The following is an 18,560-nucleotide window of genomic DNA, read 5'->3' on the forward strand; positions in this document are numbered from 1 at the left end:
CATTCTTTACATAATTAACTTTCTCCTTCTTCTCGCCTCTCGGATCATCATCAATTGCACCAGCGTAAACAAGTTTACCATCCTTATTTATTATGAACATATGTGGCGTTGTCTTTGCATCAAACATTTTTCCAACCTTGCCATCCGGATCCATCAAGTAAGCAGTGTAAGTTGCACTCCACTCATCGTAAATCTTCTTTAACTCCTTCGGCTCTCTGTAATCTCTATGTTTTGGATTCGTTGAGTTTATAATAATCCATACAACGCCTTTCTGCGTGAACTCTTTTTGAACCGATGTCATTATCTTTTCCCTATAAACACGCTGAACAAACGGACAATTCGGATTTGTCCACTCGAGAACCACAACTTTACCCTTGAAATCAGACAACTTAACAAGTTTACCATTTAAATCAGTCAAAGCGAAATCACTAACAACATCACCAACATTAACTTTATTCTTATCATCTGAAGCATGTGTGAATGCAAACACTATCGCTAACAACCCTATGATTTGCATTAACTTCATAGCGGGAGCTCCTTATTTTAGTTTTAAATTTAATTCATAACCTTCACCATTTATGACGACAATACCATTTAAAAAGTTCAACTTTGCATCTGCTGATGAAGGCATAGCCGTTAACTCCACCGTTCCATTTTTCACATTTATGCTTTTCAAATCAACCAAAAATTCTTTAATTAAATTAGGATAAAAATCAACCACTTGACCTGCCCTATTCCCAGCAAATTCAATTTTAATCAAATTTAAATTTCCCTTTCGCTCAACTCTAAAGTTTTTAACAGTTAACCCAGAGCTCTCAAAATCCCGAGGCAACAAATTTTTATATTTTTTGATCAATGCTATCTCAGTTTTCTTTGCCTTTCTCAGTGTATATTTAATCGTCGTGCCCCCGGGAACGCAACTTTCGCTACATACAAGCCAGTTAATTTTAGCTTCAATTATGCTTGATTTCGCCAATTTTTCCTTTGAAACAATTTTCACCGGTATCAAAAGGACAACCTCGTTATAATAGCCATACGAAATTATATCACCATGTGTTATCTTTCGTGGCATAGGGAACAAAATCTCACCAGCTTTTAAAGACGAAGGCAATGTTAATTTTATTTCAGGGGCAAGACCAGCATCGCCGGGATTTTGCCAGTAAATATACCATCCGGGGGAAATAGAAAATTTTACACCTAGGAAAAATTCATTGGAAACACCATCCCAATTAGAAATGATCTCAGCTTTAACTAAATTTTTCTCCTGCGATGACATTAAATTTTGAAACATAATTATCAAAAGAATCAAACTAAACACCAAGTTCCTCATACATTTGATCAATTAGTTCTTTATACTTTTGCTCAACAACTTTCCTTTTGACCTTTAATGTCGGAGTTAATTCACCATCTTCTATTGTAAATGGTTTATCAAGCAATCGGAAGTTTCTTATATGTTCGTGCTGGGCAAGATCTTTATTTATCCTTTTAATCTCCCTTTCAAACAATCTGTAAATCTCATCCCTGTGAATTAGCTCTTTTTCATCCTGGAATGATATTCCATGTTGTTTCGCATAATCTTTTATCGCTTCAAAATCTGGAACAATTAAAGCAGTTAAAAACGGTTTACCATCGCCAATCACAACAGCTTGATCAATGTAACTTGATTGAATCAACAAACTTTCTATCGGTTGGGGTGCTATATTTTTTCCACCTGAGCTGACGAAAATATGCTTTTTCCGATCAGTTATAACAAGAAAACCATCTTCATCGAAATAACCAATATCACCGGTATGAAACCAACCATCCTTCTCAATGACCTCAGCTGTTGCTTCCGGATTGTTGTAATAACCTTGCATGACATTTGGACCTCGGGCGAGAATTTCACCATCTTCAGCAATTTTTATCTCTACCCCCGGAATTGGTTTCCCAACGGTTCCAAATTTATAATCATCCAACCTATTCACAGTCAAAACCGGGGATGTTTCCGTTAATCCATATCCCTCAACAATTTTAATCCCGAGAGCTTCAAAAAATTCGCCAAGTTCTTTAGCAAGCGCAGCTCCACCTGAAACAAAGAATTTGATTCGCCCGCCCATTCTTTCTTTCAACTTTGAAAATACAAGCTTATTTGCAAGCGCATATTGAGATTTAAGCCAAGCTGGAACTTTACCCTTTTTACTTGCCTGAACATATTTCTTTCCAACATCAAGAGCCCAGTAAAAAATTTTCTTCCTTATCGCAGGTCCCGATTCAACTCCTTTTATTATTCTGTTGTAAAGCCTTTCAAACAACCTCGGAACAGATGTCATAATAGTTGGCTTTACCTCAAGCAAATTTTGTGCAATTGTATCTATGCTTTCAGCTAATGCAACGATTCCACCACAAGCAAATGCCGCATAAAATCCCGCCATCCTTTCAAATGAGTGCGAAAATGGAAGGTATGAGAGAAATGTATCCTCCGGCGTCATCGGGATAACTTGAGTCGCACTTAAGATGTTTGAGACAAGATTTTTATGTGTAAGAACAACACCTTTGGGATCACCCGTAGTTCCAGAAGTGTAAATTATAGTTAAAACATCTTCAGGCTTTACCTCCCTGATCCTATTTACCCAGTAATCTGGATTTTTTTCTCTAAAATCTCTTCCAAGTTCCATAAGTTCTCTCAAACTCAAAAGATAATCCGGAGCTGTGATTCCTTTCTCTGTAAAGATGATAACTTTATCAAGTGTTTTCACCTGGTCATAAATTTTTTCAACTTTTGAAAGTTGAACTTGGTTTGACACAAAAGTTCCTTTAACCCCAGCGTTGTTGAAAATATATTCAACCTGCTTAGCTGTCAAGGTGGGATAAACAGGAACATCTATTATCCCAGTGGTTGTCATCGCAAAATCAACTATTATCCATTCAATCCTGTTTTCAGAAATGATTCCAAATTTGTCCCCCTTATTTAAACCAAGTGCAGCAAGCCCGCACGCTGTCAGCTCAACCATCTCCCTTAATTCTTTGTATGAAAGTGGTTTATAAACCCCGGCAACTTTATAAAGATAAGCCGGCTTGTCTGAATCAATAAAATGGCGGGTTATGACATCAAACATTTCTGCAATTGTAGAAAAGGGTTTCACAACCGGCATACCTAAACCTCCTTATTTAGTTTGATTAGCTCTTTAATTGCGCTCAACCACTGCAAATGCAACTGCATAATTTAGAGAGTGGGAAATTGAAATATGAAATGAGCAGGACTCGAATTGAGCCTTAAGTTGGTTATAAAGAATGACCTCTGGTTTGCCGTATTCGTCATTTAAAATCTCAACATCTTTCCATTTAAAAATTCCACTCCATCCAGTTGATATTGCTTTGCTTATCGCCTCTTTTGCTGCAAATCTTCCGGCAAGGTGCTGATATTTGTTCTTTTTTGAAAGGCAATAATCTATCTCACGCTGTGTAAAAATTTTCTTAAGAAAATGTTCCCCCCATCGCTCTGTCAAGTTCTTAAATCTTTCTATCTCAACTATGTCAACTCCTACACCCATTATCATTCCCAACCGTTTTCTTTTTTGATTATATCTATCAACTCAGTTATATCATTCAACTCATAATCTGCCTCTGGATTTTGCGTGTTGAATGTATCACCATATCTTGCGAAAGCCGTTTTCATTCCAACTTTCTTCGCTCCCACAACGTCCCTTTCAGCCCAATCACCAACCATTATGGCTTCGTGGGGCTCAACCCCTAGAAGCTCCAATGCTTTAAGGAATGGAACCGGGCTCGGTTTTCTTTCACCAGTATCGTCAAAGGTAATTACATGATCAAAGATATGATGAAAGTTTAAATAACACAACCTCAACCACGCCTCACGAGCAGGGGCATCGGAAATAACAGCAAGCTTTAATCCCATTTTTAAAAGAGTGGTCAAAGTCATATAAACATGCGGATATGGGACAAGTGCTGCTTCGCGGGCTCTTCTATAGGCAACAACCCCAGCAGAAAGAATTTTGTAGTCCACTTTACCATAAATTTCTTTTAGGAAATCATCAAACACTTGTTGATATTCTATACCCTTTTCACGATAAATTCTATCGATCCTTTGCTTTGCCTCCTCAGGTGAAATTTTCAAACCAGCATCGATCATCGCATTTATAGCCGACTCGATTGCTTGTTTTTTCATCGTCATAAAATCGACAAGCGTATTATCAAGATCAAATATAACTGCCTTAATCATTTTGCTTTTTGCTTTTCGATTAATTTCAAAATCGCTTCTACTCCTAAAATATAACTTAAATGCCCGAAACCTGCAATATATCCTTTGCAGACCGGCGCGATTACACTTATTTGACGAAAGGTTTCCCCACTTTGTGCTCTAGCGTATATATTTGAAAGATGTACCTCGACAACAGGTATTTTCAAAGCAGATATGGCATCTCTTATCGCGTAGGAATAATGCGTGAAAGCCCCTGGGTTTATAACAACGCCGTCAAAATCCGAATCAATGAGCGAATTTAACTTGTTAACAATTTCACCTTCAAAGTTTGAATTGAAAAATTCAAATTCAACATTGGGAAACTCACTCATCAAAATTCCGTTGATTTCGTCAAGTGTTAAAGTCCCATAAATCTCCGGCTCCCTTTTCCCAAGTATACCTAAATTTGCACCGTGAATTATAAGTATTTTCATTCTTTGAGCACCTTTAACTTTGCAAGTTCCTCTTCAACTATGTTTTTTATATTCTCATCCATCAAATTTTCATCAATCCCCATCTCAACAATGCTCTGGGAAAGCAACGAAATTCATTTTTGAGTATTTGCAAGCTTATTTATCACTATCATCTTTTGTTCTTTTAAAACACAATATCCCCCTTCAAAATCCCCACGTTCATATCTTAAAGTTATGCCCAACCCTTTGACAAACTCTTCAAGTTCTTTAAGTATTGTTTCGGGCTTTCGCCTTTTCATAAACAATTGCACTTTAATTGTAAATCAAGTGTTTCTCTCTCACCTTAAGAAAATTTTTCAACTCATTCTCCCATGATTTTATTATTTCCTCAGGCTTCTTGCCTTCATCGATCATCAATCTAACTCTGTCCGTCCCCCACAATCTATCCTGACCCGCCGTTCTCCATTTGAATTCCGTAGGATACATTTTTTTCAAAGTGTAAAGAATATAAACTGCAGTTTTGACAGGTTCAAATTTCTCGCGATCGTAAACATTTAAAAAAACGCCATAACACTTTTGACCTTCGTATTTCGGGTCAATTGTAACCTTTTCAATGTCAACAGGTGTAAATTCAATCGGTTCAAATTTTATCCCAGGCAGATTATAAGAGTTAAGTTCATTTGCCAATTTTTGAGCGTCGATCCAAGGCGCACCGATCCATTCAAAAGGATGTGCAGTTCCCCTTCCCTCAGATACATTTGTCCCTTCGATGAAACATGTTGCGGTGTAAACGATGGCGGTATTAAGCGTCATCATATTTGGAGATGGTTTAACCCATGGTAAACCTGTTTGATCGAACCACATCTTTCTTAAGTAATTTTCCATTTTTATCACCGTTAGATCAGCCTTCACACCATTTTCAAGCCATCCCTCTTCATTAAACAACTTCGCAAGTTCTCCAACTGTCATCCCATGCGCAACTGGAATTGGATGAGGCCCGACGAAAGATTTAAACTTTGGCGCGAGCACCGGACCATCCACATAAAGACCACGAATTGGATTTGGCCTGTCAAGAACGATAAACTTTTTCCCAAGTTCAGCGCATGCCTCCATACAATAGCTCATCGTGGAAATGTAAGTATAAAATCTTGCCCCGACATCTTGAATATCAAAAATTAACACATCAATATCTTTAAGCATCTCCGGGGTTGGCTTCTTAACCTCGCCGTAGAGGGAATAAACTTTTATCCCTGTCTTCGTATCAACACCATGTGAAATGCTCTTACCGTCTGGAACTTCTCCCCTTATCCCATGCTCGGGACCGAAAAGGGCTACGATCTTAACATCTGGAATTGAATTTAAAACATCAACGATATGCCTGCCGTCAGGCAAAACTCCTGTATGATTCGTGACGATGCCAATTTTTTTGCCTTTTATAATGTCAAGATACTTTTCAAGAAAAACTTCGGCACCTATTTTAACGCGGTTACTTTGAGACAGAGATAAATTTAAGAGCAAAATGCTTAACATGATTATTTTCTTCATATTTGCATTTGAATTAATTATTAAAAGCCGGGGCAACAGCCCACGGCAAGATTTCTAACTTTCGTTAGAGATTAACTCGCTCTCGGAAAAGAAAAATGAAATTTCAATTTTCGCATTTTCAACCGAGTCCGAACCGTGAACAATGTTTTCTTGCTTGCTATCAGCATATAATCTTCTTATGGTGCCTTCCTTCGCCTCCTTTGGATCAGTTGCACCGATAAGTTCCCTAAAATCACTAACCGCGTTATCCTTCTCAAGGACCATTACGACAACCTTGCCAGAGTTCATAAATTTAACAAGATCATTATAAAATGGCTTTTCTTTGTGGACACTATAAAATGCCTTCGCTTGTTCAACAGTTAACTTAAGCATTTTTAAAGCAACAATTTTAAATCCAGCTTCTTCAATGTGTGATATAACTTTGCCGATTAAATTTTTCCTCACACAGTCAGGCTTGAGAATTGCAAGTGTTCTTTCCACCAAGCTTTGCTCAAGATTTTGTTTTTGATTTGTTTTTCTTTGTCGAACTTTTTCTTTTCTTCTTTTGCGTTGCTTTTCTTGATGAAGATGACATAACAAAAACTTTCCTCTTCGGTTTTTCACCCAAAATTTTTTTCACAGTTTCACCTATAACCGCTGGATTTTCTATCACATGAATTCCAGCATCAGCAAGTGCTTTCATCTTTTCCTGTGCTGTCCCTTTTCCACCCGAAATTATAGCTCCTGCATGCCCCATCCTTCTTCCCGGTGGAGCGGTTCTTCCGGCAATGAATCCAAAAACTGGTTTATCAACATAATTCTTGACAAATTCCGCTGCTTCCTCTTCCGCAGTTCCTCCAATTTCACCGATCATCACAATTGCCTCGGTTTCCGGATCCTCGTTGAAAAGTTTAATTATATCCGTAAATTTAGACCCAATAACAGGATCACCGCCAATGCCAACGCAAGTTGACTGACCAAAGCCAAGCTCTGTTAACTGCTTCACCGCTTCATAGGTCAATGTTCCACTTCTTGAAACCACACCAATCGTGCCCTCTTTGTGAATAAATCCGGGCATTATCCCAACTTTTGCCTTGCCAGGCGAAATCACACCTGGGCAATTTGGACCTATTAAACGCGAATTTGTGTGTTTAAGATATTCATACACTTGAATCATATCTTTTGCGGGTATCCCTTCGGTTATGCAAACTATAACTTTTATGCCGGCATCCGCTGCTTCAATTATTGCATCGGGAGCAAATGGAGCAGGAACAAAAATAATAGAAGTATTTGCTCCTTCCTTTTCAACAGCCTCACGAACGGTGTTAAAAATTGGAATTTTGTCGTCAAAAAATGTTCCACCTTTGCCCGGGACAACTCCAGCGACGACATTTGTTCCATATTCGATCATTTGTCTTGTGTGAAATGAACCTTCACCACCTGTGATCCCTTGAACTACAAGACGAGTGCTTTTGTCAACAAGTATTGCCATTTTTCAGTCTAAATTTATTTTTACAAAGGATTTCGCAAAAACCTGCGGTGATTTGTTAACTTATCCTGAAAAGTTTTTCTCTAAAAAATCTGAAACTTTCAAAATTGTTCCTTCATCAAATTGTTTGCCTATGATTTGCATTCCAATCGGCAAACCTTTGCTATCAAATCCAGCGGGGACGTTTATAGCTGGGACACCGGCAAGATTAACTGAGACAGTGTAAATATCTGAAAGATACATTTTCAAAGGGTCATCGGTTTTCTCGCCAAGTTTAAAAGCTGTGGTTGGTGATGTCGGAGTAATTATAACATCTACCTTCTCAAAAGCCTTGTCAAAATCCTCTTTTATTAAGCGTCTCACCTTCTGCGCTTTCCGATAATAAGCCTCATAATATCCAGCTGAGAGAACATAAGTTCCAAGCATAATTCTTCTTTTAACTTCCGCCCCAAAACCTTCACTTCTTGACTTAACATACATCTCATACAAACTTTTAGCTTGTGGAGAGCGATATCCATATCGTGCACCGTCATAGCGAGCAAGATTGGAAGAAGCCTCTGCTGTGACAAGTATATAATAAGTTGGGATGTTATACTCGGTGTGCGGTAATGAAATTTTCTCGAGGATCGCACCGCTTTCCCTTAAAAAATCAAGTCTTTTTTCAATCGCCTCCCTTATTTCATCATCCAAACCTTCAGCGAAATACTCAACGGGAACTCCAACTCTTAAACCTTTAACATCTTTATCAAGATAACTCAAATAATCAGGCACGGGCACATCCGCAGATGTTGAGTCATTTTCATCACGCCCAGCAATAACCTGTAAAACAAGCGCTACATCTTTTGTTGAATTTCCAAATGGACCAATCACATCAAACGACGAAGCAAAAGCCACCAAACCAAATCTCGACACTCTCCCATAAGTTGGTTTTAAGCCATAAACCCCGCAAAACGCTGCTGGTTGTCTTATTGAACCGCCGGTATCAGAACCAAGTGCAGTCGTTGAAAGCCCAGCTGCAACGGCAACAGCACTACCACCACTTGAACCCCCGGGGACTCTATCTTCATCATAAGGATTTAATGTTGGTCCAAAATAGGAATTTTCAGTTGACGAACCCATCGCAAATTCATCAAGGTTCGTCTTTCCAATCACAATTGCATCTTCATTTAAGAGTCGCTCAACTGCAGTTGCATTATAAATCGAAACAAAATTTTCAAGTATCTTCGAAGCGCAGGTGCACTTTTCATCTTTCACACAGATATTATCCTTAATTGCAATCACCATCCCCGCGAGCTTCCCAACATAACCGTTTTTTATCTTCTCATCTATTTCAACCGCCCGCTGGATTGCCTTCTTCTCAAAAACGCTTAAAAAAGCATTTAACCTTTCAAACTCTTTGATCTTTTCAAGATATCGCTTAACAATGGATTCACAAGTTAATTCCCCCGAGAGAAGTTTTTCTCTTATCTGATCATAGGTTAGAACGTCAAATTTCTTGGTGATCGTCATCTTTTCTTTGATTTTGTTTTCACCCGAGCAACATTTCTTTTACCTTGGCTGGTTTTTTTAACTTCTTTTTTCCTTGGAGCCTTGGGCTTATCATTCTTCCCAGGCTTCAGTTCATTTGTTGCATCGACATTGACAGGTTCAGAAGGGTGCTCATCTGCCTTTACAAATTTCAAATCATCAAGCTCAGTCGAAGTAGATTTTTCTTCTGGTTGAGACGGGAAAGAAGAAGTGAGTTCAGAATTTAAATCAATTCCTGTCACACTTTGAATCTCGCTTTGAACATCCTGCATCGCTTTCCTGAATTCACGAACGGCTTTACCTAATGTCCTTGCAATGTCGGGGATTTTTTTTGGTCCAAAAAATATCAAAATAAACAACGCTATTACAAGAAGCTCACCAAATCCAATGTTATCAAACATACCAACACCTCCTCCATTGGCAGATTATTTAAACCTGTTCCTTTTTCTCGCCTTTTTGCTCAATTTCCTTTGGTTTTTCACCCTGAGCTGACTCATCCTCGCGAAGTGCTTTCTTAAATTCCTTTATCCCACTGCCAAGCCCACGCGCAAGCTCAGGAAGACGTTTGCCTCCAAAGAGTATCAACAAAACGATCAAGATTAAAAGCAATTCTTGCCATCCAAGTCCAAACATAATAAATCACCTTTTTAGTTTTGCTTTCATTTAAAAAATTCCTCGGTAAACAAAAGAGAATGAATTAAAGAGTTAAAAATCTTTGCACCATCTGTGCAACCAAGCACCGGCTCAGAGCATCTTTCGGGATGTGGCATCATCCCGAGAACATTACCTTCTTCATTTATCACCCCAGCGATGTTATAAATTGAACCATTTGGATTTGATTCCTCTGTTACATTTCCATACCTATCGCAATATCTGAAAACTATTTGGTTGTTATCAATTAACTTTTTCAAGGTTTCATCATCAACATAATAATTTCCATCACCATGAGCGATAGGAAGTTTTAAAACTTCACCCTCATCACAAAGCGATGTAAAAAATGTATCGTTATTCTCAACTCTAACATAAACATACTTACAAACAAATCTCAAAGATGAATTTCTCAGCAACGCCCCTGGCAAAAGCCCCGCTTCAACAAGAACTTGAAAACCATTACAAATCCCCAAAACCTTACCACCTCGGTTTGCAAACCTAATGATATCTTCCATAATCGGCGAAAATCTCGCGATCGCTCCAGGTCTTAAATAATCACCGTACGAAAATCCACCCGGCAAAATTACAACATCAACATCTCCAACGCTTCTATCTTTATGCCAGATGAACTTAACATCTTGATTAAAAATTTTCTCTAAAACGAAGTAAGTATCATAATCACAATTCGAGCCCGGAAAAACAACAACGCCAAATTTAAGTTTTGATGGCATATTCACATTGCTTTATATTTTTCTGCTCAAATTTAACAAAAAATGAACAAAATAAAAATTACCCCCTAAATCCGAATGTCTTGAATTATTGTATCTTTAAGCCAGTTTTCGTCATCTCGGTATGGATAATCCGTGGTGTAATGGAGCCCCCGACTTTCTTTTCTCATTAAAGCAGAGCGAATGATGAGCAACGCAACAGTCGCAAGATTTCTTAACTCAATTATGTCAGCAGTTACTTTTGTTTTTTTATAAAATTCCTCTATCTCATTTGCTATAAGTTCAATCCTTCTTTTCGCTCGTTCAAGTCTCAGTGTGGAACGCACAATCCCAACATAATCCCACATCAATTGTTGAATTTCCTTTTTATCATGTGAAATTAAAACCCATTCCTCCATATTGAATATTCCTGTGTCAACCCAATCCGGAATATCAGGAAACTTAAAGAAATTTTCTCTGACGAACTTAACTGAATCTGAAGCTGCCCTATCTGAAAAAACAAGAGCTTCAAGAAGTGAATTGCTCGCAAGGCGATTTGCACCATGAACACCTGTCATTGCAGTCTCACCCGCAGCGTAAAGCCCAACTATGGAAGTTCTACCCCATAAATCCGTAACAACACCTCCACAAGAATAATGAGCCGCTGGGACAACAGGAATCGGTTCTTTTGTTATATCAATTTTAAATTCAAGGCATTTCTCATAAATGTGCGGAAATCTATCTTTAACTTTATCTGGGTCAAGATGAGTTAAGTCAAGGTAAACGTATTCATCCCCAGATTTTTTAAGTTCAGAATCTATCGCTCGCGCAACCACATCTCTCGGAGCAAGAGAACCACGCGGGTCATATTTTTTCATAAAATCCTCTCCTTTTTTCGTCCTTAAAATTCCACCGAACCCGCGTACAGCCTCAGATATTAAAAAAGCTGGGGAGCCGGAGTTATAAAGCGTCGTCGGATGAAATTGGATAAATTCCATATTTCCAATTTTTGCCCCAGCTCTGTAAGCCATCGCAACCCCATCGCCAGTGGCTATGGCGGGATTAGTTGTATGAATGTAAACTTGACCCAACCCACCCGTCGCAAGCATTGTAACTTTAGACAAAAACTTTTTAACCTGACCTGTTCTGGCATCAAGCGCATAAACTCCCCAGCAATGTATATTGTCAAGTTTCTTACTTTTATCAATTCCAACAAGGTGATGTTCAGTGATCAAATCAATCGCCACATGATGTTCAAATATTTCTACATTTGGATGACTTAAAACTTTTTCGAGAAGTGCCCTTTCAATTTCCCGCCCTGTTAGATCTTTAGCATGAACAATTCTTTTTCTTGAATGTCCACCTTCCATTCCAAGATCAAGCCTTCCATTTTGCGTCCGTGTGAATTCAACCCCAATTTGGATTAGCTCCTCAACCTTTTTTGGTCCCTCATAAACCATAATTTCAACCGCCTCACGATTACAAAGCCCCGCCCCGACATTCAAAGTATCCTGAATGTGAAGCTCATAAGAATCATCAGGCGAGAAAACAGATGCAATCCCACCCTGAGCATAGTTTGTGTTTGATTCTGCCCTTTCCTTCTTAGTTATTATAACAACACGACCGTGATCCGCAACCTTCAAAGCATAGAACAAACCCGCAATCCCACTACCAATTACAAGAAAATCAGAGACTATCTCCATGGAATCTAAATTTTTATTTCAAGTGAAATATCAAGTGCTTTTGGAGAATGAGTTAACATACCAATCGATATATAATCAACTCCCGTTTCAGCAACTTGACGAACATTTTCAAGCGTAATTCCACCAGACGCTTCAACTTCAAGTTTACCGCCAATCAAATCAACTGCTGTTTTCAAATCATCGATGCTAAAGTTATCAAGCAAAATTCTATCAACTTCATCAAATTTTAAAATCTTTTTAACATCTTCGAGACTTTGCGCTTCAACCTCAATTTTTAAATCGATATTTTTTTCTTTCACATACTTTAAGCATCTCTCAATTGCTTTCTCAATACCACCAGCGATCGCTATGTGATTATCCTTTATCAAAATCATATCGTATAATCCAAATCTGTGGTTTACCCCTCCACCAATTTCAACCGCAAGTTTGTCAATCAATCTAAGTCCAGGAGCAGTCTTTCTCGTATCGGTTATCTTTGCTTTTGTCCCTTTTACCGCCTCAACAAACTTTCTCGTAAGCGTTGCAATTCCGCTCATCCTTTGAAGAAAATTAAGCGCAACCCTTTCAGATGTTAAAATACTTCTAGCATCCCCACTTACAACACCAATGATATCGCCCCTTTTTACAAAATCCCCATCGGAAACAGTTGGGATAAAATTTAAACTTGGATCAACATTCTTAAACACAATCCATACAACATCGATCCCCGCGATAACGCCATCATCTTTGGCAAGAAATTCAGCTTTTGCCTCAATAAACTCATCACCTATTACAGACATCGTAGTTATATCACCATAACCGACATCTTCAACCAATGCCATCTTCACTATTTCAGCTATTTGCTCTTCAACAGAGAAATTTCTCACCTCGATCCACCCTCATTCATCATTGTTTTCTTCAACAAGTAAAATTGGAATGCCTTCCCTTATTTCATAACTTTTACCGCACTTCTTACAAACAAGCGATTCAGGCTCATCAATATATTCAAGATCCCCTTTGCATTTAGGGCATGCGAGAATTTTTAGCAGTTCTTTATCAAGCATAAAATTAACAGTTTTTGTTTTTACACGATTTAAATTGCTCAAGCACAAAATTCATAAAAACATCAGGTGGTTTAACAGGTTTATACGTCTTCGCATCGAGAAAAACATGCTCTGTATATCCCTCAGCGATCAACTCATCGTCAATATCACGATAAACTTCATATTCAAGCCTAAATTTTAAATTTGGAATTTCCTTCATGTATGTTTCAATTCTCAATAAATCATCGTAATATGCTGGCTTTCTAAATTTTGCGTATGCTTCAAGCACAGGAATTAAATAGCCCATCCTTTCAATCTCACTATATGGCAAACCATAATCTCTCAAAAGTTCGGTTCTTGCCCATTCAAAATACTCAAAAAACTTAGCATGGTAAACAAACTTCATTTGATCCGTATCTGAATATCTAACCCTGATTTTAAAAATGTGCTTTATCATTCCTCCCAGAATCCCATCTTTCTATATTTTTCTATCCTCATCTCAACAAGTTTTTTCGGCTTAATATTTGAAAGTGCCTCAAGCTCTTCAATTAAAATTTCCCTCAAAATCCTCGCTGCTTCCTTATGATCGCGATGTGCTCCCCCGAGTGGTTCAGGAACTATTCGATCGATCACACCAAGCTTTATCAAATCCTGAGCCGTAAGTTTTAACTGCTCAGCCGCTTGCTCTTTATAATCCCAGCTTCTCCACAATATACTTGAACATGACTCTGGCGCAATAACTGAATACCACGCATGCTCAAGCATTAAAACTCTATCTCCAACCCCAATCCCAAGTGCGCCACCACTTGCGCCTTCCCCAATTATAACGACAATAATCGGAACCTGAAGCCTCGCCATTTCAAAAAGATTTTTTGCAATTGCTTCCGCTTGACCTCGCTCCTCAGCTCCAATTCCTGGATAAGCCCCAGGTGTATCTATTAAAGTTATAACTGGTTTATTAAACTTTTCCGCAAGCTTCATTAATCTCAACGCCTTTCTATATCCCTCTGGATGTGGCATCCCGAAATTTCTGTAAAGATTTGACTTCGTATCACGACCTTTCTGAGTTCCAATAACCATAACAGTTCTGTTATCAAGCCGTGCAAATCCCCCGATCATCGCTTTGTCATCACCAAAATATCTATCTCCATGCAATTCAACAAAATCGTTCATCATAAGATAAATGTAATCAAGTGGGTAAGGTCTATCTGGATGCCTTGCTATCTGAACCTTCTGCCAGCGTGTGAGATTTGAATAAATGTTTTTCTTCAGCTCCTCAACTTTATTCTCAAGATTTTTTATCTCTTCGCTTAAATCAACGCCTCCGCTATTAGCAAATCTTCGCATTTCTTCGATTTTTTGTTCAAGTTCAATGATAGGTTTTTCAAAGTCAAGAACGAACTTTGACATTCTTAAATCTTCTTTTTGTTTGAAAACAATCGTATTAAAGTTCTGATTAAAATCTCAATATCAAGCGCCAGCGATTGATTTCGAGCATAAAAAGTATTCAACCTTTCAATCTCCTCCTTAGAAAGATCTTCAGCCTCCGATATCTGAACTATTCCTGTTAAACCTTTCTTCCCTAAATAATCCTGACCATCTGGTGAATCAAGAGGCCGACCAACTAAACTAAGTTTCCCTGTCAAAACTTTCGGCAAAAGCAAAATCTTATTTCCAAAATTACCAATCTCTCTACCGAAAATCTTTTTAAAATATACCAAAGGATAGACAAAAATCAAAAGCGGGATTGTCAAAAAAAATATCAAAAATTCTCTTCGAGAACTTATTCAAAAACTTATTAATGTTGTAATCAATATCAAGCACAGGAACATCGTCAAGTGAATCAATGCTTGCCTTGCTTAAAACCAAGTCTGAACTAACGAGGGCAAGCTTGAAGTTAACATTCTTGTCCTTTACACGGCTTATTATTGAAAATATCTCGGAATAAGGCAAATCATCGCTTATAAAAATCACATCGTTAACCTTTTTATCTCGGATTACCTTCTCAATTGTATTTATGCTCCCGATTATTTCAACATCATCAATTTTCTGGCCAAGTTTTCTTAAATCGTAATCAACTATCCCTACTATCTTCACATTTTCACTTGTTTTTCTCTTTAATCTTTTGATAAGCGAAACAGCCCTACTCCCAGTGCCAACGATTAGAACTCTTTTTGCAATGATATGTATATTCACAAAAGGAATTTTCCCAAAAATTCTTAAAACCAGCCTCCACCCAGGGATGAAAAATGTATTAAAAACCGTCATAACGATAACTATCATCCTGCTAAAAGCATACTGTTTAAAGAAAAAAGTCATAGTTGACAAAATAAGTGCAGAAAACCAAACACCAAGTAAAGAAAAACCGATCGAAAACTTTCTATTTGTATAGACCCCAAAAGAATAAAGAGAAAACCATACAACCAACGGTGGAACGATTAAAACCTCTGGATAAGCATATTTTGGAAGAGCAAAAATTGCATTAAACCTGATAAATTCCCCAACCATAAAAGAAATCAAGACAACGAACACATCAACGACCATATCCCAGTAACTTTTAATAAACTTCCCAAGCATTGCAATTAAACCACGGACAACTATACCCACTTTTAAAATTAAACCAAGCAACGCAAATTCCCTGTAATGCTTCCGAACAAAAATTCTCATAGCATCATAAAAAACTCGAATTTCATCTATGTTGCTTCGCCTTGTGCTTTCCCCCTTAAAGTGAATTATCTGGGTCAACGGAACATAGTAAATTTTCCATCCCGCTTTTTTGATCCTATAACACCAATCGATGTCTTCACCATACATAAAGAAATCGTCATCAAGCCCCCCAACTTGCTCATAAACTTCCCTTCTTATCATCATGAATGAACCGCTAACCGCATCAACTTCCGTTATCACATCTGGATCGAGATAGGTTAGGTTATACTTTGCAAAAATCTTACTTTTTGGAAACAGAGTTGATAAACCGACCATCTTCGTAAACGCAACCCACGGGGTTGGGAAACTTCTTCTGCAAGCAAGTTGGAGCGTTCCATCAGGGTTTAGAATTTTACACCCAGCCATACCGCACTCAGGATGGGATTCAAAGAAAGAAATTAAAACTTTAAATGTATCTTCCTGAACTATTGTATCAGGGTTTATCAAAAGTATGTATTTACCTTTCGCTATCTTTAACGCTTGATTATTTGCTTTAGCGAATCCGAGATTTTGTTTATTTGCTATTACTTTAACCCAAGGAAATTTCTGTTTAACCATTTCAACACTTCCATCTTCACTGGCGTTGTCAACAACAAACACCTCTGCACTTATACCTTCAATAGCCTTTTCAATCGATCTAAGAGCGTTTTCAAGAAAATCCTTAACATTGTAATTGACAATAATTATGGAAAGATCAACTTCCATTTTTCTTCTTTCTGAAAAATTTTAAAATTCTCAAGAAGGCAAGTCTAATGACCATAAAAAACGCCTCAAGGACGATTTTTTTACTCATCTTTGACACACCAGATCTTCTCTCAACAAAAATTATCGGATGCTCAACGATTTTTAAACCTTTGTAATACGCCTTGACCGTTAACTCTATCTGAAAAGCGTAACCATTTGATCTTATTTTGTCAAGATCGATCTTTTCAAGAACCTTTCTTGAGATACATTTAAACCCACTTGTTAAATCCTTAACTGGCACCCCTGTCAATTTTCTCGCATAGAGATTTGCGAAATAACTTAACAAAACTCTTCTCATGGGCCAGTTCATAACAGAAACACCATGCGAATATCTTGAGCCGATAACGATATCATAACTATCAAGCGCCCCTTTAAGTAAATTAGGTATTTCCTTCGGATCATGTGAAAGGTCAGCATCCATTTCAAAAACGAAATCATATCCTTCTTTCAGTGCGAATTTAAATCCCTCAACATAAGCTGTCCCAAGTCCAAGCTTACCTTCTCTTTCAATCAAATGAACTTTCCCCGAAAACTTTTTCTTAAGTTCCTTAACAACATCGGCTGTCCCATCAGGCGAATTATCATCAACAACAAGAACATCTATCTTGACAGAAGATGGAACAAGAGCCTCTTGCTTCAATATCGCTGGGATTAATTCTTTTATATTTTCCGCTTCGTTATAAGTTGGAATGATGACAAGAGCACGCATGGATGATTAACTGTTATCTTTTAAAAAATTCTTTTACTGACTCAACTACATAATCAATTTCTTCATCCTTTAATTCAGGAAACATCGGCAGGGAAAGAACCTCATTTGAATATTGCTCTGAGATCGGAAAATCACCTTGTTTATATCCAAGGTGTGAAAATGCTTTTTGAAGATGAAGGGGAATCGGGTAATGAACCGCAGTTTGAATTCCTTTCTCCCTCAAAAATTTAGCAAGCTCATCACGTCTTTTTGTCCTTATTGTGTATTGATGGTAAATATGTTTATTGTACGCCTCCGAATATGGAATGACAACATCATCAAGATCTTTAAATGCATCGTTATATTTTTTTGCTATTTCAATTCTTTTGGCATTCCAAGAATCAAGATATTTTAACTTCACAAGAAGCACGCTCGCTTGCAATGTGTCAAGCCGACTGTTAAGACCAAGGATTTCGTGATTATATCTTACTTTCGAGCCATGAACCCTTATCATTCTTATTTTTTCAGCAAGTTCATCATCATCCGTTACGATCATCCCAGCATCTCCAAAGGCACCAAGATTTTTAGTTGGGAAAAAACTTATGCATGCGATATCTCCAAATGTGCACACCTTTTTACCTTTATATTCAGAGCCTAATGCTTGCGCTGAATCCTCAATTACATAAAGATTGTATCTTTTTGCAATATCGAGAATTTTATCCATTTCCGCAGGCTGTCCATAAAGATGCACAGGTATAATTGCTTTTGTTTTCTCAGTTATCTTTTCCTCAATTAAATCTGGATTTATGTTGTATGTTTTTTCATCAATATCAACATAGACAGGTTTCCCACCAAGCAAAACTATCGTTTCAGCAGTTGCGACAAATGTGAAAGGTGTCGTTATCACCTCTTCCCCAGGCTTTAAACCAATCGCCATTAAAGCAATTTGAAGAGCATCCGTCCCAGATGCAACACCAATAGCGTGCTTAACCCCAAGATACTGAGCAACCTTATCCTCAAATTCTTTTACCTCATCACCAAGTATGAAATTGCCTTTACTTAAAACCTTCTGAATAGCGGAATCAATTTCCTCTTTTAAGTTCATATACTGTCTAACAGGGGTAAAAATTGGAATTTCCATAAAGATTC

General features: G+C 37.8%; 23 protein-coding genes. All 23 read right to left on the reverse strand.

Annotated features, from left to right (window positions below):
• A partial coding sequence (locus AWW78_RS01530) for a redoxin domain-containing protein (RefSeq protein WP_047133943.1) occupies positions 1 to 526 on the reverse strand: 526 nt, incomplete at its 3' end.
• Positions 527 to 538: 12 nt separating this feature from the next.
• A complete protein-coding gene (locus tag AWW78_RS01535; RefSeq protein WP_047133944.1) occupies positions 539 to 1,330 on the reverse strand; it encodes a protein-disulfide reductase DsbD domain-containing protein in 792 nt (263 codons plus the stop codon).
• A complete protein-coding gene (locus AWW78_RS01540) occupies positions 1,311 to 3,131 on the reverse strand; it encodes an AMP-dependent synthetase/ligase (RefSeq protein WP_047133945.1) in 1,821 nt (606 codons plus the stop codon). Before AWW78_RS01540 ends, AWW78_RS01535 begins: the two co-directional genes overlap by 20 nt.
• A 33-nt stretch (positions 3,132 to 3,164) precedes the next feature.
• A complete protein-coding gene (acpS, locus tag AWW78_RS01545; protein WP_047133946.1) occupies positions 3,165 to 3,536 on the reverse strand; it encodes a holo-ACP synthase in 372 nt (123 codons plus the stop codon).
• Complete coding sequence (locus tag AWW78_RS01550) at positions 3,533 to 4,219, reverse strand: TIGR02253 family HAD-type hydrolase (RefSeq protein ID WP_047133947.1); 687 nt, start codon at positions 4,217 to 4,219, stop codon at positions 3,533 to 3,535. Before AWW78_RS01550 ends, acpS begins: the two co-directional genes overlap by 4 nt.
• Positions 4,216 to 4,671 (reverse strand): type II 3-dehydroquinate dehydratase, encoded by a 456-nt coding sequence (locus AWW78_RS01555; RefSeq protein WP_047133948.1) that lies wholly within the window; start codon positions 4,669 to 4,671, stop codon positions 4,216 to 4,218. The genes AWW78_RS01550 and AWW78_RS01555 overlap by 4 nt, the downstream gene beginning before the upstream one ends.
• A 113-nt stretch (positions 4,672 to 4,784) precedes the next feature.
• Complete coding sequence (locus tag AWW78_RS10495) at positions 4,785 to 4,949, reverse strand: hypothetical protein (protein ID WP_176696218.1); 165 nt, start codon at positions 4,947 to 4,949, stop codon at positions 4,785 to 4,787.
• A gap of 13 nt (positions 4,950 to 4,962) precedes the next feature.
• Positions 4,963 to 6,195 (reverse strand): exo-beta-N-acetylmuramidase NamZ family protein, encoded by a 1,233-nt coding sequence (locus AWW78_RS01560; protein ID WP_047133949.1) that lies wholly within the window; start codon positions 6,193 to 6,195, stop codon positions 4,963 to 4,965.
• A 54-nt stretch (positions 6,196 to 6,249) separates the two neighbouring features.
• On the reverse strand, positions 6,250 to 6,675 hold the full coding sequence (ndk, locus tag AWW78_RS01565; protein WP_047133975.1) for a nucleoside-diphosphate kinase: 426 nt from the start codon (positions 6,673 to 6,675) through the stop codon (positions 6,250 to 6,252).
• A 10-nt stretch (positions 6,676 to 6,685) separates the two neighbouring features.
• Positions 6,686 to 7,666, reverse strand: a complete 981-nt coding sequence (gene sucD / locus AWW78_RS01570; RefSeq protein WP_047133950.1) for a succinate--CoA ligase subunit alpha — start codon at positions 7,664 to 7,666, stop codon at positions 6,686 to 6,688.
• Positions 7,667 to 7,726: 60 nt separating this feature from the next.
• A complete protein-coding gene (gene gatA / locus AWW78_RS01575) occupies positions 7,727 to 9,172 on the reverse strand; it encodes an Asp-tRNA(Asn)/Glu-tRNA(Gln) amidotransferase subunit GatA (RefSeq protein ID WP_075426020.1) in 1,446 nt (481 codons plus the stop codon).
• Positions 9,169 to 9,591 carry a Sec-independent protein translocase subunit TatA/TatB gene (locus AWW78_RS01580; RefSeq protein WP_075426021.1) on the reverse strand — a complete coding sequence of 141 codons (423 nt, stop codon included), beginning with the start codon at positions 9,589 to 9,591 and terminating at the stop codon, positions 9,169 to 9,171. Before AWW78_RS01580 ends, gatA begins: the two co-directional genes overlap by 4 nt.
• Before the next feature lie 28 nt (positions 9,592 to 9,619).
• Entirely contained in the window at positions 9,620 to 9,823 is a 204-nt protein-coding gene (locus AWW78_RS01585) for a twin-arginine translocase TatA/TatE family subunit (RefSeq protein ID WP_047133951.1), read from the reverse strand.
• Between the two features lie 26 nt (positions 9,824 to 9,849).
• Positions 9,850 to 10,572: a phosphoribosylformylglycinamidine synthase subunit PurQ gene (gene purQ, locus AWW78_RS01590; protein ID WP_047133952.1), complete on the reverse strand. Its 723-nt coding sequence runs from the start codon at positions 10,570 to 10,572 to the stop codon at positions 9,850 to 9,852.
• Between the two features lie 65 nt (positions 10,573 to 10,637).
• Entirely contained in the window at positions 10,638 to 12,251 is a 1,614-nt protein-coding gene (gene nadB / locus AWW78_RS01595) for an L-aspartate oxidase (RefSeq protein WP_047133953.1), read from the reverse strand.
• A 5-nt stretch (positions 12,252 to 12,256) separates the two neighbouring features.
• The gene (gene nadC / locus AWW78_RS01600) at positions 12,257 to 13,117 is read right to left on the reverse strand and encodes a carboxylating nicotinate-nucleotide diphosphorylase (protein WP_439646984.1); all 861 of its coding nucleotides are present in this window, start codon (positions 13,115 to 13,117) and stop codon (positions 12,257 to 12,259) included.
• Positions 13,118 to 13,129: 12 nt separating this feature from the next.
• On the reverse strand, positions 13,130 to 13,294 hold the full coding sequence (locus AWW78_RS01605; protein ID WP_075426022.1) for a Trm112 family protein: 165 nt from the start codon (positions 13,292 to 13,294) through the stop codon (positions 13,130 to 13,132).
• A 4-nt stretch (positions 13,295 to 13,298) separates the two neighbouring features.
• Complete coding sequence (locus tag AWW78_RS01610) at positions 13,299 to 13,730, reverse strand: acyl-CoA thioesterase (protein WP_047133954.1); 432 nt, start codon at positions 13,728 to 13,730, stop codon at positions 13,299 to 13,301.
• Positions 13,727 to 14,683, reverse strand: coding sequence for an acetyl-CoA carboxylase carboxyltransferase subunit alpha (locus tag AWW78_RS01615; protein WP_047133955.1), 957 nt, complete (start codon positions 14,681 to 14,683; stop codon positions 13,727 to 13,729). The genes AWW78_RS01610 and AWW78_RS01615 overlap by 4 nt, the downstream gene beginning before the upstream one ends.
• Before the next feature lie 2 nt (positions 14,684 to 14,685).
• Positions 14,686 to 14,994, reverse strand: coding sequence for a sugar transferase (locus AWW78_RS01620; RefSeq protein ID WP_176696219.1), 309 nt, complete (start codon positions 14,992 to 14,994; stop codon positions 14,686 to 14,688).
• On the reverse strand, positions 14,981 to 16,684 hold the full coding sequence (locus AWW78_RS01625) for a glycosyltransferase (RefSeq protein WP_075426024.1): 1,704 nt from the start codon (positions 16,682 to 16,684) through the stop codon (positions 14,981 to 14,983). Before AWW78_RS01625 ends, AWW78_RS01620 begins: the two co-directional genes overlap by 14 nt.
• Positions 16,674 to 17,432, reverse strand: coding sequence for a polyprenol monophosphomannose synthase (locus AWW78_RS01630; RefSeq protein ID WP_047133956.1), 759 nt, complete (start codon positions 17,430 to 17,432; stop codon positions 16,674 to 16,676). Before AWW78_RS01630 ends, AWW78_RS01625 begins: the two co-directional genes overlap by 11 nt.
• Before the next feature lie 13 nt (positions 17,433 to 17,445).
• On the reverse strand, positions 17,446 to 18,552 hold the full coding sequence (locus tag AWW78_RS01635) for a DegT/DnrJ/EryC1/StrS family aminotransferase (RefSeq protein WP_047133957.1): 1,107 nt from the start codon (positions 18,550 to 18,552) through the stop codon (positions 17,446 to 17,448).
• Positions 18,553 to 18,560: the final 8 nt, after the last annotated feature.

The sequence above is a fragment of the Candidatus Kryptonium thompsonii genome, assembly GCF_001535985.1.
Lineage (GTDB): Bacteria > Bacteroidota > Ignavibacteria > Kryptoniales > Kryptoniaceae > Kryptonium > Kryptonium thompsonii.

Coding starts and splice junctions, on each gene's coding strand:
- AWW78_RS01535 (WP_047133944.1), bottom strand. CDS start 1,330: ATGAGGAACTTGGTGTTTAGTTTGATTCTTTTGATAATTATGTTTCAA.
- AWW78_RS01540 (WP_047133945.1), bottom strand. CDS start 3,131: ATGCCGGTTGTGAAACCCTTTTCTACAATTGCAGAAATGTTTGATGTC.
- acpS (WP_047133946.1), bottom strand. CDS start 3,536: ATGATAATGGGTGTAGGAGTTGACATAGTTGAGATAGAAAGATTTAAG.
- AWW78_RS01550 (WP_047133947.1), bottom strand. CDS start 4,219: ATGATTAAGGCAGTTATATTTGATCTTGATAATACGCTTGTCGATTTT.
- AWW78_RS01555 (WP_047133948.1), bottom strand. CDS start 4,671: ATGAAAATACTTATAATTCACGGTGCAAATTTAGGTATACTTGGGAAA.
- AWW78_RS10495 (WP_176696218.1), bottom strand. CDS start 4,949: ATGAAAAGGCGAAAGCCCGAAACAATACTTAAAGAACTTGAAGAGTTT.
- AWW78_RS01560 (WP_047133949.1), bottom strand. CDS start 6,195: ATGAAGAAAATAATCATGTTAAGCATTTTGCTCTTAAATTTATCTCTG.
- sucD (WP_047133950.1), bottom strand. CDS start 7,666: ATGGCAATACTTGTTGACAAAAGCACTCGTCTTGTAGTTCAAGGGATC.
- gatA (WP_075426020.1), bottom strand. CDS start 9,172: ATGACGATCACCAAGAAATTTGACGTTCTAACCTATGATCAGATAAGA.
- AWW78_RS01580 (WP_075426021.1), bottom strand. CDS start 9,591: ATGTTTGATAACATTGGATTTGGTGAGCTTCTTGTAATAGCGTTGTTT.
- AWW78_RS01585 (WP_047133951.1), bottom strand. CDS start 9,823: ATGTTTGGACTTGGATGGCAAGAATTGCTTTTAATCTTGATCGTTTTG.
- purQ (WP_047133952.1), bottom strand. CDS start 10,572: ATGCCATCAAAACTTAAATTTGGCGTTGTTGTTTTTCCGGGCTCGAAT.
- nadB (WP_047133953.1), bottom strand. CDS start 12,251: ATGGAGATAGTCTCTGATTTTCTTGTAATTGGTAGTGGGATTGCGGGT.
- AWW78_RS01605 (WP_075426022.1), bottom strand. CDS start 13,294: ATGCTTGATAAAGAACTGCTAAAAATTCTCGCATGCCCTAAATGCAAA.
- AWW78_RS01610 (WP_047133954.1), bottom strand. CDS start 13,730: ATGATAAAGCACATTTTTAAAATCAGGGTTAGATATTCAGATACGGAT.
- AWW78_RS01615 (WP_047133955.1), bottom strand. CDS start 14,683: ATGTCAAAGTTCGTTCTTGACTTTGAAAAACCTATCATTGAACTTGAA.
- AWW78_RS01625 (WP_075426024.1), bottom strand. CDS start 16,684: ATGGAAGTTGATCTTTCCATAATTATTGTCAATTACAATGTTAAGGAT.
- AWW78_RS01630 (WP_047133956.1), bottom strand. CDS start 17,432: ATGCGTGCTCTTGTCATCATTCCAACTTATAACGAAGCGGAAAATATA.
- AWW78_RS01635 (WP_047133957.1), bottom strand. CDS start 18,552: ATGGAAATTCCAATTTTTACCCCTGTTAGACAGTATATGAACTTAAAA.